This window comes from Aeromicrobium sp. Root344, assembly GCF_001425755.1.
Taxonomy (GTDB): Bacteria; Actinomycetota; Actinomycetes; order Propionibacteriales; family Nocardioidaceae; genus Aeromicrobium.
The window spans coordinates 2,849,925-2,865,266 of sequence record NZ_LMDH01000001.1; the positions used below are offsets into that span (position 1 = coordinate 2,849,925).

A 15,342-nucleotide genomic window follows, 5' to 3' on the forward strand; every position below is an offset into this window, starting at 1 on the left:
TCGTGTTGCCCTCGGGGCGCCAACACCTGTTACGCATCTCCCTGAACTCCCGTGAACACGCAGAATGACGAGGAAACGCATGAAGATCCGCAAAGCCACCATGGCACTCGGAACCCTGGTTCTGGCTTCCGGTACGTCGATCGGCTTCGCCGGTAGCGCCAGCGCTGCCCCCGCGAGCCTCGTGACCGCCGACAGCTGTGTCGACAACAGCGCAGACACCAGTGCCGACACGAACGCCGACACTGACGCTGACGCCGACACGGACGCTGACACCAGCGCCAACACGGACGCGACGGACTCGACCTCGGTCAACGTCGACGCTGACGGCGACGAGACCGACGGTCAGCTCGTGACCCTCATCGAAGGTGTCGCCATCTCGGCGCCCAACGCGATCAACTCCGAGGCCGGACAGCTCACCACGGGCACCGAGACCGACGGCAACCTGATCACGCAGAACACCGACATCAACGCGATCTCGAGCACCAACTCGACGATCACCGACGGTGTCGTCGCGACGAGCCAGAACACCGACGGCGGACTCGCCCTCGGCACTGACGACGACGCGCTCGACATCGACGCGGTCGCCTCGACCAACTCGATCGCCACCGACGTCGGCGCCAACGAAGCGGGCACGATCGCCACCGGCACCGAGACCGACGGCAACCTGATCGACCAGAACCTCGACATCGACGCGGTCGCCTCGACCAACTCTGTCGCCCTCGACGGTCTGCTCGCCACGAGCACCACCGGCACCGAGACCGACGGTGAAGTTGCCGCCGGCCTCGACCTCGACGCGGTTGCCTCGACCAACTCGATCGCCACCGACGTCGACGGCACGACCGGCCTGGAAGCCGTCACCGGCACCCAGACCACCGGCGAGCTCGTCACCTCGGGCACCGACGCCGACGCCATCGCCTCGACCAACTCGATCGGCGTCCAGGGCATCACGGCCGTCACCAGCACCAGCGGCACGACGACCGACGGCCAGGTTGCCGCCGGACTCGACCTCGACGCTGTCACCGCCAACGACGCTGTCGGTGTTGAGGGCCTCGAGGCCGTCACCGCCGATGCAGGCGTCAGCGGCACCGCCGGCGCGACGACCCAGGGCGAGCTCGTCGACACCGGCCTGGACATCTCCGCGGTCGCCAGCCCCAACTCGGTCGGCGTCGCGGGTCTCCTCGCGACCGGCACCGAGACGGACGGCGGCGCGGTCGCCAACCTCGACGTCGACGCGGTGTCCAACACCAACGCGATCCTCGGTGACACGGACCTCGACGCCGTCGCGGTCGAAGGAGCGCTTGACGGCCTCCTGACGACGGGCCTCACGGGCACGAGCACGACGAGCGTCCTGAGTGCGACCCAGTTCAAGGCAGCTTCGGACGACTGCGACGACGACGCCCTGCCGGACACCGGTGGCTCGAACCTCGGTCTGCTCGCTGCCGGCGGAGTTCTCGTCGCTGCGGGTGGCGCGGTCATCTTCGGCGCACGTCGCCGCCAGCAGGCCTGAGTCCAACGAGCGACACGAGTTTCACGACACTGCATCTGACGCTGTCCACGGTTACGCTTCGGCGTAGCCGTGGACAGCGTCTGGCACGTAAGGACACCTGAGTGGAAGAGTTGAAGCCCTCGCGTCATGCGACGCCCGTTCCTTCGATCGCGCGGCGGCTGGTGATCGTCACGATAGGTGTGGTGTTCGCCATCCACACGGCGTTGATCACGATCTGGATCCAGCCAGCCAACCCGTTCCGTGACGCCGTGGGCCAGAAGAACCTCTACTCGTACATCAACAACAAGGTCTTCCCGTTCGAGCAGTCGTGGTCCGTGTTCGCCCCGACGCCTCGCCGCGGCGGTGAGAACGTCAAGATCCGCGCCTACTACGGGAAGCCCGGCGATCCCGACACGCGCGTGACCGAGTGGTTCGACATCACCGGCAACGAGGACCAGCGCATCAAGTACCTCGTCAACCCGTCGCGCTTCCATTCCGCGACGCGACGGCTGGGGGGCAACATCAACTCGACCGTCGGTCAGTTCAACGACAAGCAGCGGCTGATCATCGCCGGTGCCCTCTACACGTCCCCGCGCAGCAAGCTGGCCGACCTGCTGAAGCAGTCCAACACCAAGGGGATCGCGGGTCTGCAGGCCCTGAGCCAGTACCTCGACAACGACGAGATGCTGACGCGTTACGGGACGATGTACGCCACCGCCCGCTGGGGCAAGGGCGTCAAGGCAGTCGAGTTCCAGGTCGGCCACCGCTCGGTGCCCAACTTCACCAAGCGCAACCAGGAGAACTTCCTCGACGTGCCGTTCACCTACTACCGCGTGGGAATCCGCAAGGCGATCCCGGGCAACGCCGACGCCCAGGCCGCGTTCGACGGCTACGTGCCCAAGGCACCCAAGACGACGAAGGACGGTGAGTAGTCATGTCGCAGCCGTCCGTCGCGTCGCGTGGTCTCGACCTGGTCAACGAGTGGTACGACCGGTTCGAGTCGTGGCTCCTCACTGACAAGCGCTCGCTCTACGGAGCATCACTGGCACGCATCCTGGCCGGGTGCTCCGTCATGGGCATCCTGATCACCAACTTCCGGGTGCGCAACCTGATGTTCGGTCAGGGCTCGGTCTGGAACGACATCGCCCAGAAGGGCAACGACATGTATTGGCCGCCCCGGCTGATCACGAGTCACCTGGGCAACACCGCCTTCCTGTTCTACTACCTGCTGGTCATCCTCCTGGCGTTCCTGTTCGTCCTGGGCTGGCACACGAGGCTGGTCGGCGTCCTGATGCTGATCGGGCACATCTCGATCATCGAGCGGATCCCGATCCTCGGCGACCAGGGTGACAACATCCTGCGCGTGGGCACGCTGCTCCTGCTGTTCCTGCACTCCAGCGAGTACTGGTCGCTCGACTCGAAGCGTCGTGCCCGCACCAAGGCGGAGCCGATGGGTCCCGGCCCAGGAGGCGTCCTCGCCGTCGTCAAGAACCTCTACAACAGCCAGCGCGTGCTGCCGTCGTGGTTCACCAACGGCCTGCACAATGTCGTCCTGATCGCCCTGGGATGGCAGCTCATCATGATCTACTTCTCGGCCGGCTGGTTCAAGGCGCAGGGACCGCTCTGGTTCCACGGCACCGCGATCTACTACCCGATGCAGCTTCAGGAGTACAAGCCGTTCCCGTTCCTCACCGATGCGATGACGCACGTGGGCGTGATGGTGGGGCTGTCGACATACGTCGCGATGGTGGTCCAGATCGGCTTCGGATTCGCGTTGCTGCACCCGATCGCTCGGCGCATCGCGATCTTCTGCGCCATCATGTTCCACCTGTCGATCGCGGTCTTCATGGCGCTGCCGTGGTTCTCGTTGTCGATGATCGCGTTCGACTCGATCTTCGTCAGCACCTCGACGTTCATCCTGTTCGACCGGTGGATACGCGCGAAGCTGCGACCAGTCGCGGACCTGTTCTTCGACGTGACCGACCCGATCGTGGCAAAGCTCCCAGGACGCAGCAAGCAGCCGAGTCTCGTCTCCCGGGCCGCCGACTAGGCGACCGAGGCGGCCACTCGCCGGCCGGACAGCACCAGCGCGATGACCGGGACGGTCAGCACCGCCGCGGCGGCGTTGAGCGTGCCGAAGCCACTCAGGGCGACGACGATGCCGGCCAGCAGGCCACCCACGGCGCCGGCCAGGTTCATCGACAGGTCGGAGAAGCCCTGCACGACCGGCCGGTCGGCAGGCTCGAGCGTCTTGGTCAGCATCGCGGCACCGGCGATGACCGACGCCGACCAGCCGATCCCGAGGATCGTGAGTCCGAGGGTGATCTGCAGCTCGGACTCCCCGGACGTGCCGGCGACGAACGTGGCGACCAGCAGGATCGACTGGCCGAGCAGGATCGTGCGGTCGGCGCCCCATCGGTCGCTCAGCACGCCGATCAGCGGTGACAACGCGAACATGCCGGCAATGTGCAGGCTGATCGTGAGGCCGATGACGTTGAGGCTCGCGCCGTGATCCTTCATGTGCACGGGAGTCAGCGCCATGACCGAGACCATCACGGCGTGCGACGCTGCGATGGCCAGGATGGCGGTGGCCGTGCGTCCGCGTACGTGCGGGAGCGCGGCGCGCACGCCCCGTGCCGCGGGCACAGCACCGGGCGCGTGCACCAGAGGATCTGGGCGAAGGAGGGCGACGGTCAGCAACCCGGCAAGCGTGAAGCCGGCCGCGGAGAACAGCATCGGGCCGGCGAGGTCGGGCAGCCCGACAGCATCGGCGACCGAGGCGCCCGGGCCGGTCAGGTTGGGCCCGATGACGGCGCCGACGGTGGTGGACCAGACCACGAGGGAGAGCGCGAGGCCCACCTGCCCCGGTGCGGCGCGGTCGACGGCGGCGAAGCGTGACTGCAGGTTCGCGGCGGTGCTGGCGCCGAACAGCAGGAGCCCGGCGAGCAGGATCGGCAAGGACTCGACCTCGGCGCCGAGCATGACGACGCCGGCGCCCGAGGCGCCGAACAGCCACCCGAGCGCCAGGGCGGGGCGTCGTCCCGTTCGTGCGGCGATCGACGACAGCGGCATCGTGAACGCAGCGGCGCCCAGGGTCAGCATCACGACGGCCATGCCGGACCAGCCCGACGAGCCGCTCACGTCCTTGACCAGCAGTGCGCCCACCGCGAGACCCGCGCCGTTGCCCACTCCGCCGATGACCTGGACCAGTGAGAGGACAGCGACGATCCTGCGTTGAGCCGGATCGGGTGGCGGGGCGAGACTCACCAAGGCAACGTATCGTCCCGACCATAGGCCGAGCGAGCGCCAGCTGGGGGTCCCCCCACGAGCGCAGCGAGTAGGCGCCGCCTACCAAATGTTGACGCGGGCGTCCTCGTCGAGCCACAGCTGGTCGTCGGCGGTGACGCCGAACGCCGCGTAGAACGCGTCGATGTTGCGGACGACCTGGTTGCACCGGAACTCCGGCGGCGAGTGCGGGTCGATCGTGAGCCGACGGACGGTCTCGGCCGGACGTACCTTGGACTGCCACGCCTGAGCCCATGAGATGAAGAACCGCTGGTCGGGCGTCAGGCCGTCGATCTCGGCGTCGTCGGGCTCGGTGAGCCGGAACGCCTTGTGGGCGATGCCGAGCCCGCCGAGGTCGCCGATGTTCTCGCCGATCGTGAGCGAGCCGTTGACCGTACGGCCGTCAGCACCTTCGGGCGACAGCGCGTCGTACTGGGCGATGAGGGCCGTCGTGAGCTTCTCGAACGATTCGCGGTCGTCGTCGGTCCACCAGTTGCGCAGGGCACCCGTGCCGTCGTACTGCGAGCCCTGGTCGTCGAAGCCGTGGCCGATCTCGTGCCCGATGACCGCACCGATGGCGCCATAGTTGACCGCGTCGTCGGCGTCGGCGTGGAAGAACGGCGGCTGCAGGATCGCGGCCGGGAAGACGATCTCGTTCATCGTGGGGTTGTAGTAGGCGTTGACGGTCTGCGGCGTCATGTACCACTCGTCGCGGTCGATCGGCGAGCCGATCTTGGCGAGCTCGCGATCAGTGGCGACGGCGATGGCGCGACGCGCGTTGCCGAGCAGGTCGTCGGGCGCCGTCTCGAGTGCCGAGTAGTCCTTGAACTCGTCGGGGTGGCCGATCTTGGGGTTGAACGTGTCGAGCTTCTCGTGTGCCTGCTTCTTGGTCTCGTCGCTCATCCAGGGCAGCGCCGAGATGCTCTGCCGGTAGGCCTCGAGCAGATTGTCGATCAGCTCGGTCATCCGCTCCTTGGACGCGGGCGGGAACTCCGTGCGGACGTAGATCTTCCCGACGGCCTCGCCCATGGCGCCCTCGACGAAGCCGACGCCGCGCTTCCAGCGGGGCCGGAGCTCGTCCGTGCCGCTGAGGGTCTTGCCGTAGAACTCGAAGTTGGCGTTGACGAACGCCGACGACAGATAGGGCGAGGCGCTGTGGACGACCTGCCAGCGCAGCCAGTCCTTCCAGGCGTCGAGCTCCGCCGGCACGAGCAGCGTCTCGAGCCCTTCGAGGTACGACGGCTGGGCCACCACGACCTCGGCGATGACCGGCGCGGGGATCTGGGCGGCGTCGGACCAGCGCGCCCAGTCGAACGACGGCGCCAGCGCCTGCAGTCCGTCGAGCGCCAGCAGGTTGTAGGTCTTCTGGGCGTCGCGGGACTCGACGCGGTCCCAGTGGAACGTGGCCAGGCGGGTCTCGAGGTGCATGATGCGCTGGGCGCGGCCGGCGGCGTCGTCGAGCCCGGCGAGGCCCAGCATCGTCGTGAGGTGCTCGACGTACGCCTCGCGGATCGCGGCGGACTCGTCCTCGCGGTAGTAGGCCTCGTCGGGCAGGCCGATGCCGCCCTGGCCCAGGTGAGTGACGTAGCGGTCGGGCTGGCCACTGTCAGGGCCGATGTACATGCCGAAGACGCTGCCGACGCCCTGGCGATCGAGGACGCCGAGCGTCGTGATGAAGCTCGGAATGTCGGTGATCGCGTCGACCTGCGCGAGCTCGCCCTCGAGCGGGGTGCCGCCGAGCGCCTCGACGCGGTCCTCGTCCATGAAGCTCGCGTAGAGGTCGCCGATCTTGCGCTGCTCGTCGTCCTGCGGTGCCTTGCTCGCGGTCTCGATGATCTCGCGGACCTTGGCCTCGGCCTCGTCGACCAGCGTCACGAAGGAGCCGGCGGTGGCCCGGTCGGGCTTGATCTCCGCCGTACGGAGCCAGGGCCCGTTGACGTGTCGGAACAGGTCGTCTTGAACGCGGATGGACGGGTCGAACTGCGTCATGTCGATGCCGTGGGTCACGCCAGTAGGCTACACAGGTGAGCAAGACCCATCCCGCCCAACTGACCGTGATCCGCACCGAATCCGTGGCGCCCTCGATGCGGCGTGTCGTGTTCGGCGGAGCCGGATTCGAGGAGTTCCTGGGCCGTCATGGGGCGCTCAGCGGCTCGTTCACCGACGAGTACGTCAAGCTCGTCTTCCTCGCCGACGGGTTCGACTATCCGGAGCCGCTCGACCTGGACGTGGTCCGCGAGATCATGCCGCACGAGGCGTGGCCGGTGCTGCGGACCTACACGATCCGCTGGATCGATCCCGAGGCGCAGGAGCTCGCGATCGACTTCGTCGTGCACGGTGACGAAGGCGTCGCCGGACCTTGGGCGGCCGACGCCAAGGCGGGCGACCTGATGCACCTGCGCGGGCCCAACGGCGCGTACGCGCCCGACGCCACCGCGGACTGGCACCTCTTCGTCGGCGACGAGGCTGGCCTGCCCGCCATCTGCGCAGGACTTGAGGCGCTGCCGGCGGGGGCTCGGGCGGTCGCCTTCGTCGAGATCGGTGGTCCCGGCGACGAGATCGCCATCGCGACGGTCGCCGAGCTGGAGATCCACTGGCTGCACCGGGGCGACGCACCCGCCGGCACCACGTCGTTGCTCGACGACGCCGTGCGCGCGTGGGACTGGTGGCCGGGCCGCGCCCAGGCGTTCATCCACGGGGAGTCCGCGCTGCTCAAGACCGTGCGTCCGTACGTGCTCAACGACCGCGGCGTGGCTCGCGCGGACGTGTCGGTGTCGGCGTATTGGCGACGCGGCACGACCGAGGAGGGCTTCCGGGAGTGGAAGTCGGCCCAGAAGGACGCGGTCATGCGACCGGGGGCGTCCTGACAGCTGTGCTGACGGTAACCTCGTCGGGTGACTGAACTCCGCAATGTGGCCGTCATCCTGGCAGGTGGCACCGGTACGAGGGTCGGCCTGTCGATCCCCAAGCAGCTCATCAAGATCGCCGGCAAGACGATCATCGAGCACACCGTGGCGGCGTTCCAGGCGTCCTCGCTGGTCGACGAGATCGTGATCCTCATGGCTCCCGGCCACCTGGATCCCGTACGCGCGATCGTCCAGAACGGCGGCTACGACAAGGTCACCCAGATCGTCGAGGGTGGCGAGACGCGCAACGAGTCGACGAGCCGGGCGCTCGAGGCGCTGGGCTCGGAGGAGTGCAACGTCCTGTTCCACGACGCCGTGCGACCGTTGGTCTCGCAGACGATCATCCGCGACGTCGTCGCCGCGCTGGCGACGCACGAGGCGGTCGACACCGCGATCCCGTCCGCGGACACCGTCGTGCAGGTGCACGACACCCCCGACGAGGTGCACACGATCTCCGACGTGCTGCCGCGCCACCTGCTCCGTCGCGGCCAGACCCCTCAGGCGTTCCGTCTCTCGGTGATCCGCAAGGCGTACGAGCTGGCCTGGCAGGATCCCGACTTCACCGCGACCGATGACTGCACGGTCGTGCTCCGCTACCTCCCCGAGGTGCCGATCGCGGTCGTCACGGGCCACGAACGCAACATGAAGGTCACCGAGCCGATCGACGTCTACATCGCCGACAAGCTCTTCCAACTGCACTCGGCCGACACCCCCGACCAGCTCACCGACGAGCAGTACCGCGCCGCGCTCGAGGGCAAGACCATGGTCGTGTTCGGCGGTTCGTACGGCATCGGCGGCGACATCGCCGAGCTGGCGCGCGGCTTCGGCGCGACGGTGCACTCGTTCTCGCGCTCGTCGACCAACACGCACGTCGACCGACGTGAGGACATCGCCGCGGCTGCCGCGGCGGTGCTCAAGGAGTCCGAGTCGATCGACTTCGTGGTCAACACCGCCGGTGTGCTGGTGATCGAGGACCTCGCCGACACCTCGGAGGAGACGATCTTCGCGGCGACCGAGATCAACTACCTCGCCCCGATCTTCATCGCGCAGGAGTTCTACCCGCACCTTGCGCGTACGTCGGGCTCGCTGCTGTTGTTCACCTCGTCGTCCTACACGCGTGGGCGCGGCGGCTACTCGCTCTACTCCTCGGCCAAGGCCGCGGTCGTCAACCTGACCCAGGCACTGGCTGACGAGTGGGCCGGTGAGGTGCGGGTCAACTGCGTCAACCCCGAACGTACGGGCACGCCGATGCGCACCAAGGCGTTCGGCGAGGAGCCTGAGGGCACGCTGCTCAGCTCGATGGAGGTCGCGCGCCAGTCGCTCGACGTGCTGCTCGCCCAGCAGACGGGGCACATCATCGACATCCGGCGCGAGGACGGTCCGGCGGCGGTCGGCGGCGGCTCCTAGACCTCGACGCCCGGCCTCGCGCGGTGAGAGGCTGTTCAGATGGGGCAGCCGGAGGATCCTGACCAGTGGGTCGTCGACTCACCCGCCATCGGGACCGGCCTGCAACCCCAGAGGTTTCGCGGTGACAAGCCGCCTCGCAAGCCGCCTCGGTCGGCGGCACCGGTTGCGTTGACGATCTCCGGGGGTGGCTTCCGCGCCACCCTGGCCGGTCTCGGTGCCATCCGCCTGCTCGCGGACGCCGGCCTCCTGTCGGATCTGCGCTACGTCTCGTCGGTCTCCGGCGGCTCGCTGGCGAACGGCCTGTTGGCGTCCCGCTGGCCGTTGCTGCGCGAGGCCGGGTTCACGGCTGCGGCCGTGCAGGAGCACCTGATCGACCCGTTCATCGCCAGGATCTCGTCGCAGTCGCTGAAGTGGTCGCTCGTGCGGGGGATCTGGCGCACGGTCGGGCCGTCGACACGCACGGACCTCTTGGTGCGACGCTTCGACGAGTGGTGGTTCGACGGCGTCGAGCTCGAGCACCTCGATCGCGGGGTGCGCTGGATCATCAATGCGGCCAACCTGACGACCGGGGTGCGATTCGGTTTCGAGCGCGACACGGTCGGCGACTACACGATCGGGCACGTGTCGACCGCGGGGACCGGGTTGCGGCTGAGCACCGCCGCAGCTGCCTCGGCGGCAGTGCCAGGTGCGTTCGCGCCGGTGGTGCTGAAGTCGCCGGAGTTCCCTGGCGCGGACCATGCGCCGGTGCTGATGGACGGCGGGACGTACGACAACACCGGGCTGCAGGCGCTGGACGACAAGGCGTACCGGGACGTGTTCCTGGTCGCGCTCAATGCCGGGGGACTGCTGCGGCCGGGACCGTACGGGCGGGTGCCCGTGATCCGCGACCTCGCCCGTGCCAACTCGCTGCTCTACCGGCAGAGCGTCGCCTTGCGCACGACGAGTCTGGTGGCGCAGTTCCAGCGGGGCCGCAAGGCCGGCGCCGGCCCGCTGCCACCGGACGGGCGCCGAGGAGTGCTGACCGGCCTCGTCACGACTCTGCCCGACCCCGGTCCGGCGCCGCTGCGAGCCTGGCGCGCCCGGTTCCCGGAGGCGCGTGCGTACGACGGCCGCGACCTCGCGCTGGTGCCGACCGTCTTCGACAAGCTCGAACCAGCGTTGTGCCGCGCCCTCGTGCACCGCGGCTGGTGGACCGTCGGCGCTGCACTGGCAACGTTCTTCCCGCGCCGCCTGGGTGACTTCAGCGAGTGGGACGCGCCGGCGTAGTGACGCGTCCGCGTTGAGACTGACGTTTCGGTGGCACATGCACGGCGTGTCGCAACACAAACGTCAGTCTCAGCGGGCCCTACGGCAGGGGGAAGAACCGGACGTCTTCGCCGGTGACGAGGACGACGCGGCCGTCGGGCAGGCCGAAGGTGCGGACCTGGGCGGCGTCGTCCCCGTACTCGACGTTGGTCAGCTTCGTGGTCAGCGTGCCGTGGCTGACCTTCACCGCGGCGATCTTGACCCGGTTGCCCTTGCGGAGCACCGTCAGCGCCGTGTCGAGCTTGGGCAGCCAGGTGAAGGCCCGCGGATCCGTCGCAGCGATCGTCTCGGTGCCGGGGAACTGCTCCACGGCCGTACGCCGGACATGCGCCAGGTCGGAGGTGTTGAACAGCGCGATCTGCGCCCCGCGGTCGTACCCGATGCCCAGCAGCCACGCATCGCTCAGGGGGTGCAGGTAGTCGCTGTAACCCGGGATCTTGAGCGCACCGAGCAGCCGTGGCCTCGAAGGATCGGTGAGATCGACCGTGTAGAGCGGATCGACCTCCCGGTACGTCACGACGACCGCGAGTCCGTCGAACCAGCGAACGCCCTTGAGCTGCTCGTGACGCCCGAGGCCGTCGACGCGGCCGATCTCCGCAAGCTCGGTGCCCTCGCGGCGGAAGGTGACGACGGAGTTGAAGTCGCCGGTCTCGCTCGACGGCCCGACTGCCACACGCAGCACGTCGTCGGCCTCGTCGAGCGACCACCGGTCAGCCAGCCGGCCCTCGACCTCCCCGGAGGCGACGTGGATCGCGTCGAGCCCGTCGAGCTCGAAGTCGTAGAGATGCGTCGTCCCGGACTCCTCGGCGCCCACGAGCGGCGTCCCGATGGCGCCGTTCATCACGCACACGTCGCACCCCCAGGCCTGCGGACCGTCGGCGAGATAGAGGTGATCGGCCGACTCGTACGCGATCGTGGTCGATGCGGCGAGCCCGATCGCGTGAGGGTCGCCCGGTGCCGTGGCCGAGAAGCCGACGACGCTCACGGTGTCGAGACCGGCAGCGTCCGGCGGCACGGCGACGTTGGTGCACTTCAGCAGCTGCTTGGACTTCGCTCCAGCGTCGTACGAGGGCAGCCAGTCCGTGATCGTCGACTCGCGGACAGCACGGCGGTTGGTCACCAGTGCCTGCCGCTCGGTAACCTTGGCGCCGGGAGTCACGAAGTCAAGCGTCGGCAGGCCCGCTGCCAGGACGAGCCGGACGGCGGTGCCGTGCTGTCGTGCGGAGATCACGCGCGAGGAGTAGGTCACGGTCGACTCGATCTCCGGGTCGCTGGGCTTCGCGATCGACACCGTGATGACGCGGGTGCCCCGACGTTCGCCGGTCTGGTCGTCGCGCGGGCTCACGGCGTCCGTGCCGACCGCCACGACCTTGGAGCCGGACAGCAGGATCTCGCCGTCCTCGAGGCGGGGGAGGTGGATCGTGCCGCGCTGCACGACGGAGGAGCCAGTGGCGTCGTAGACCATCAGCTCGCGACCGCGGAGCCGCACCACGAGCTCGCCGTCGGTCTTGACGGTGTCCGGCTCGTCAACCCCGGTCTCCTGGACGTTGGTGCCGGTGGCGCTCGAGACCTGCGACCGCTGGTCGAACGCGTCCCGCCGCTGGATCGTCGAGCCGAGATCGCTCAGCGCGGTTGCCCGGGCCGGGACGGACTCGGGCTGCCAGCCCCACGCCGTCACGAGCTCGAGGGCCCGGTCCTGGTACGACTCGAGCAGCTGCGCGCAGCTCTGCGCCGGTTCGAGGTCGGCCTGGAACGCCGCCGGGCTCGCGTCGCTGTGGGGCCGCGACGCGGTGGTGGTCGGCCGGTTGCCGACCGCTGCGCCGGCGACGAAGGCACCGACGACGGCCGCGGTGGCACCCACGGCGATCACCGTCTGGCGAAGCTTGCGCCGCCGAGCCGCGTCGGCACGTCCAGCGGCCACGATCGCATCGACGGGCGGCTGCCCGGTCGGCAGTCCGTCCCAGGAGTCTTCAAGGTCGGTCATCGGTGCTCCTCGGAAAGCTCGGAGAGGTGGTGTGACCCGGCCAGGGCGGCAAGCGCGCGCGAGAGGCGGCTCTTGACCGTGCCGGCCGGGATGTCGAGCGCCGTGGCGGTCTGCGCCTCGGTCAGCTGGACGAAGTAGCGCAGCACCACGACGTCGCGCTGCTCCTTGGTCAGGCCGTCGAGCGCCTGGTGGACCGCGTCGGCGAGCACGACCTGGGCGCTCTGGTCGTCGATCCGCCCGTCCGGCTCGACGTCGACCCGGCTCCGCCACCAGCGGGTACGTCTGACGTCGCGCAGCTGGTTGAGCAGCATCCGGTAGACGTACGCATCACGGTTCGTGGCATCGGTGACGCGTTGCCAGCTGGCGTAACAGCGGACCAAGGTCTGCTGGGCGATGTCCTCGGCCTCGTCGGGCCCGGCGCCGAGGAAGATCGCCGCGCGCACGAGGTCGCGCCACTGCGAGCGTACGAACTCCGCAAAGCTCGCCTCGGACGTCGTGTCCACGCCGCCTCCTCAGATGACCTGTCACCTTACGACGGATCCCGAGGCGGTTCGGTTCCCTTGGGGAGTCAGGTTTCGAGGGGCGTACGCGGGTGGGCTCGCTCCCACCAGCCGCAGCCGACCATGACGACGGCCGCCAGCGCCCAACCGGCGAGGATGTCGATGACGTAGTGCTCGCCGGCGTAGACGAGGGCGACGCCCATCAGCAGGGGATAGAGCACCATCAACCAGCGCCATGGGCTGTGCAAGCGACTGATGGCATACATCGCGACGAGCATCGCCAGGCCGCCGTGCAGCGACGGCATCGCGGCCACGGGGTTGCCGACCTTGGCCAGCAGGATGTGGAAGCCGCCGAGGCCGAGGTCGTCCCAGCCGCGACCGGTGAGGCGCGGGACGTGCTCGGGGATGTAGCCCTCCTTGGACGCGAGCCACGGGGGTGCCATCGGGTAGACGATGTAGATGATGAGAGCCGAGAAGTTGATGACGAGATAGCGCCGCATCCACGGGATCCACGCCTCGCGGTTGCGCAGCCACAGCACGACGGCGATCGTCAGCCCGGTCACGAAGTGAGAGAAATAGACCGTGGTCAGGACCGCGTCGTACCAGCGCGGGTCGGTCGAGCTGGTGCACGGCGCTGCGCACCAGGCATCCTGCAGCCGGGCGGTGGGGATCTCACCGCGCCCGATCCACTCGTCGAACCGGATCGGGAACGTCCAGTGCACCGACACCGGCAGCAGGTTGTCCGACATGCCGCGGCTGTAGAGATAGAGGATCAGGCCGACGAAGATCAGCCACCAGTCGCGCACGAATGCCAGGTGGGACCGGGCCGGCGCCTGGATGTTCCAGACGATCGTCGCGAGCCAGAGCCACCCGAACATCTGGTAGGGGTCGGTCGGTACGCCGATCAGCACGATCCACACGCCCAGGGCGATGGCGTACGCCGCCAGGGCCGGGCCGCGCCACTGCCACGTGGTCCTGGCCTGCTGATCGGTACGGGTCGTCATGGGCACACCTTCGGGACTACGGGCAAGGTACGGGTCTGGGTCGTCAGCAACCAGATCGACCTCCCGCAGATCGTCGCCACCTTGCGATAGCCGTCACGGAGCACCGCCTCCGTGCGGCCGGGCTCGATGCCCCAGGAGTTGAGCCCCGACCAGTTGACGACCCACGTGGGTCGCTGCGGCGAGGCGATGACGGCGGCCAGCTCGCGCAGGTGCGGGTCCCTCGTGCGCACGGGCAGGCTCCAGAGGTAGATGTAGGGGCTCGACAGGTCGGCCTCGTAGAGCACATTGGCCTGGCCGAACGTCACGACCCCGGTGTCGCCGGGCTGGCGCGCCTCGCGGAGCCACGTGCCGATGGTGTGCTGCTGACCGTTGTCGTCGGGCTCGAAGCCGACCGCCCAGACGAGGTTGGCCAGCGTGACCGTCACGGTCGCGACGGCGAGGCGGCGCATCAGGTGCGCCGGCATCTGACCGGCCAGCAGACCGATGCCCAGGCTCGCGGCGGGCACCATCTGGATCAGGTAGTGCGCCCAGTAGCTGCCGCCGAACAGGGCGATGACCAGGCTGCACAGCAGCGTCGCCGCCGTGGCCAGCAGCAGAGGGTCCTTGCGACGCACGCCCTGCCATGCCGTGAGCGCGGTTGCCGCACCCAGCCCGCTCACAGTCCACGTACCCATCATGACAAGCAGACGCAAAGGAGTCGCATCGCTGGCGGACGAGCGGATGACCTCGCCGGCCTCGGCCCGGAACCGGATGACGGCGTCGAACAGGTCGGACGGTGAGGTGCCGCGGGCCTCGGCGCCGAGGAGCACCGCGGCGAGCGTGAGCAGGGCGCCCAGAACGCCCCAGGCCAGGACGCGTACGACGACAGGGCGAGTGTCGCGGCGCTGCACGACCATGGCGAGACCGAGCGCGAGGGCGAACACGAACGCCTCGATGACGCTCTGCTTGATTGACAGTGCGCAGACCGCGAGGACGCCGGCGCCGAACGCCGCGGGGACCCGCCACGAAGGACGGAGGACGGCATGGAGTGTCAGCGCGATGCTCCACGCGACGAACGGCGCAGCCAGCATCTCGCCGTTGACCCGGGCGATCCCGAGCCACTGCGCGCCGCCGAAGAGCGCGGCTGCACCTGCCGCCCAGCGTGCGGCCGCGGCACCACGGGCGACCTGAGCGGCACACGCGGCACCGAGCACCGTCAGCACCGACGCGGCAAGGCCGAGGATGCGCAGCGACGTGACGCCCCCGGCCAGCTCGTTGAGCCACAGCAGGAGGGGCGGTCGGTCGACCCAGTAGCTGCCGTAGAGCGACGGTCCGTCGTGCCAGTGGTGGCTGACCATGAGGAATCCGGCCTCGTCGCCGCCGACGTACGTCCGGAACATCACGAGTCGTACGAGGACCAGCGCCGCGATCGCAGCCGGGATGACGGCCCACGGCGGGACCGTTCGACGTACAGGTGTCGACACGC

The 15,342-nt window shown here is 68.9% G+C and carries 12 protein-coding genes; 6 read left to right on the forward strand and 6 right to left on the reverse strand.

What is annotated here, in order from left to right; translation table 11 throughout:
* Nucleotides 1–79: 79 nt before the first annotated feature.
* The 3 genes from ASC61_RS14035 to ASC61_RS14045 all read left to right on the forward strand — a co-directional run bounded on the left by ASC61_RS14035 (nt 80) and on the right by ASC61_RS14045 (nt 3,536).
* Nucleotides 80–1,507 (forward strand): LPXTG cell wall anchor domain-containing protein, encoded by a 1,428-nt coding sequence (locus tag ASC61_RS14035; RefSeq protein WP_056212894.1) that lies wholly within the window; start codon nt 80–82, stop codon nt 1,505–1,507.
* 182 nt (nt 1,508–1,689) lie between these two features.
* Nucleotides 1,690–2,418 carry a DUF5819 family protein gene (locus ASC61_RS14040; protein WP_157439501.1) on the forward strand — a complete coding sequence of 243 codons (729 nt, stop codon included), beginning with the start codon at nt 1,690–1,692 and terminating at the stop codon, nt 2,416–2,418.
* Between the two features lie 2 nt (nt 2,419–2,420).
* A complete protein-coding gene (locus ASC61_RS14045) occupies nt 2,421–3,536 on the forward strand; it encodes an HTTM domain-containing protein (RefSeq protein WP_056212898.1) in 1,116 nt (371 codons plus the stop codon).
* Here ASC61_RS14045 and ASC61_RS14050 read toward each other — a convergent pair.
* Nucleotides 3,533–4,753 (reverse strand): MFS transporter, encoded by a 1,221-nt coding sequence (locus ASC61_RS14050; protein WP_082530676.1) that lies wholly within the window; start codon nt 4,751–4,753, stop codon nt 3,533–3,535. The two genes, ASC61_RS14045 and ASC61_RS14050, sit on opposite strands and share 4 nt — an antisense overlap.
* An 81-nt stretch (nt 4,754–4,834) precedes the next feature.
* Nucleotides 4,835–6,760 carry a M13 family metallopeptidase gene (locus ASC61_RS14055; RefSeq protein ID WP_056215706.1) on the reverse strand — a complete coding sequence of 642 codons (1,926 nt, stop codon included), beginning with the start codon at nt 6,758–6,760 and terminating at the stop codon, nt 4,835–4,837.
* Between the two features lie 35 nt (nt 6,761–6,795).
* Here ASC61_RS14055 and ASC61_RS14060 point away from each other — a divergent pair, with 35 nt between their 5' ends.
* The 3 genes from ASC61_RS14060 to ASC61_RS14070 are packed head-to-tail and all read left to right on the forward strand — an operon-like array spanning nt 6,796 to nt 10,350.
* Nucleotides 6,796–7,638: a siderophore-interacting protein gene (locus ASC61_RS14060; protein WP_056212902.1), complete on the forward strand. Its 843-nt coding sequence runs from the start codon at nt 6,796–6,798 to the stop codon at nt 7,636–7,638.
* A 27-nt stretch (nt 7,639–7,665) separates the two neighbouring features.
* A complete protein-coding gene (locus ASC61_RS14065; protein ID WP_056212903.1) occupies nt 7,666–9,084 on the forward strand; it encodes a bifunctional cytidylyltransferase/SDR family oxidoreductase in 1,419 nt (472 codons plus the stop codon).
* Nucleotides 9,085–9,123: 39 nt separating this feature from the next.
* Complete coding sequence (locus tag ASC61_RS14070) at nt 9,124–10,350, forward strand: patatin-like phospholipase family protein (protein ID WP_056212905.1); 1,227 nt, start codon at nt 9,124–9,126, stop codon at nt 10,348–10,350.
* Nucleotides 10,351–10,429: 79 nt separating this feature from the next.
* On the opposite strand, the gene ASC61_RS14075 is transcribed toward ASC61_RS14070, so the two are convergent.
* The 4 genes from ASC61_RS14075 to ASC61_RS14090 form a co-directional block, all read right to left on the reverse strand.
* Nucleotides 10,430–12,373: a beta-propeller domain-containing protein gene (locus ASC61_RS14075; protein ID WP_056212907.1), complete on the reverse strand. Its 1,944-nt coding sequence runs from the start codon at nt 12,371–12,373 to the stop codon at nt 10,430–10,432.
* Nucleotides 12,370–12,876, reverse strand: coding sequence for a SigE family RNA polymerase sigma factor (locus ASC61_RS14080; RefSeq protein WP_056212908.1), 507 nt, complete (start codon nt 12,874–12,876; stop codon nt 12,370–12,372). Before ASC61_RS14080 ends, ASC61_RS14075 begins: the two co-directional genes overlap by 4 nt.
* A 65-nt stretch (nt 12,877–12,941) precedes the next feature.
* Nucleotides 12,942–13,877, reverse strand: coding sequence for a phosphatase PAP2 family protein (locus ASC61_RS14085; RefSeq protein ID WP_056212910.1), 936 nt, complete (start codon nt 13,875–13,877; stop codon nt 12,942–12,944).
* Nucleotides 13,874–15,340, reverse strand: coding sequence for a hypothetical protein (locus ASC61_RS14090; RefSeq protein ID WP_056212912.1), 1,467 nt, complete (start codon nt 15,338–15,340; stop codon nt 13,874–13,876). Before ASC61_RS14090 ends, ASC61_RS14085 begins: the two co-directional genes overlap by 4 nt.
* Nucleotides 15,341–15,342 lie beyond the last annotated feature (2 nt).

What these genes read in the sequence shown, in the direction of transcription:
- ASC61_RS14085 (WP_056212910.1), bottom strand. Translation starts at nt 13,877, where the DNA reads ATGACGACCCGTACCGATCAGCAGGCCAGGACCACGTGGCAGTGGCGC.
- ASC61_RS14055 (WP_056215706.1), bottom strand. Translation starts at nt 6,760, where the DNA reads ATGACGCAGTTCGACCCGTCCATCCGCGTTCAAGACGACCTGTTCCGA.
- ASC61_RS14035 (WP_056212894.1), top strand. Translation starts at nt 80, where the DNA reads ATGAAGATCCGCAAAGCCACCATGGCACTCGGAACCCTGGTTCTGGCT.
- ASC61_RS14075 (WP_056212907.1), bottom strand. Translation starts at nt 12,373, where the DNA reads ATGACCGACCTTGAAGACTCCTGGGACGGACTGCCGACCGGGCAGCCG.
- ASC61_RS14070 (WP_056212905.1), top strand. Translation starts at nt 9,124, where the DNA reads ATGGGGCAGCCGGAGGATCCTGACCAGTGGGTCGTCGACTCACCCGCC.
- ASC61_RS14045 (WP_056212898.1), top strand. Translation starts at nt 2,421, where the DNA reads ATGTCGCAGCCGTCCGTCGCGTCGCGTGGTCTCGACCTGGTCAACGAG.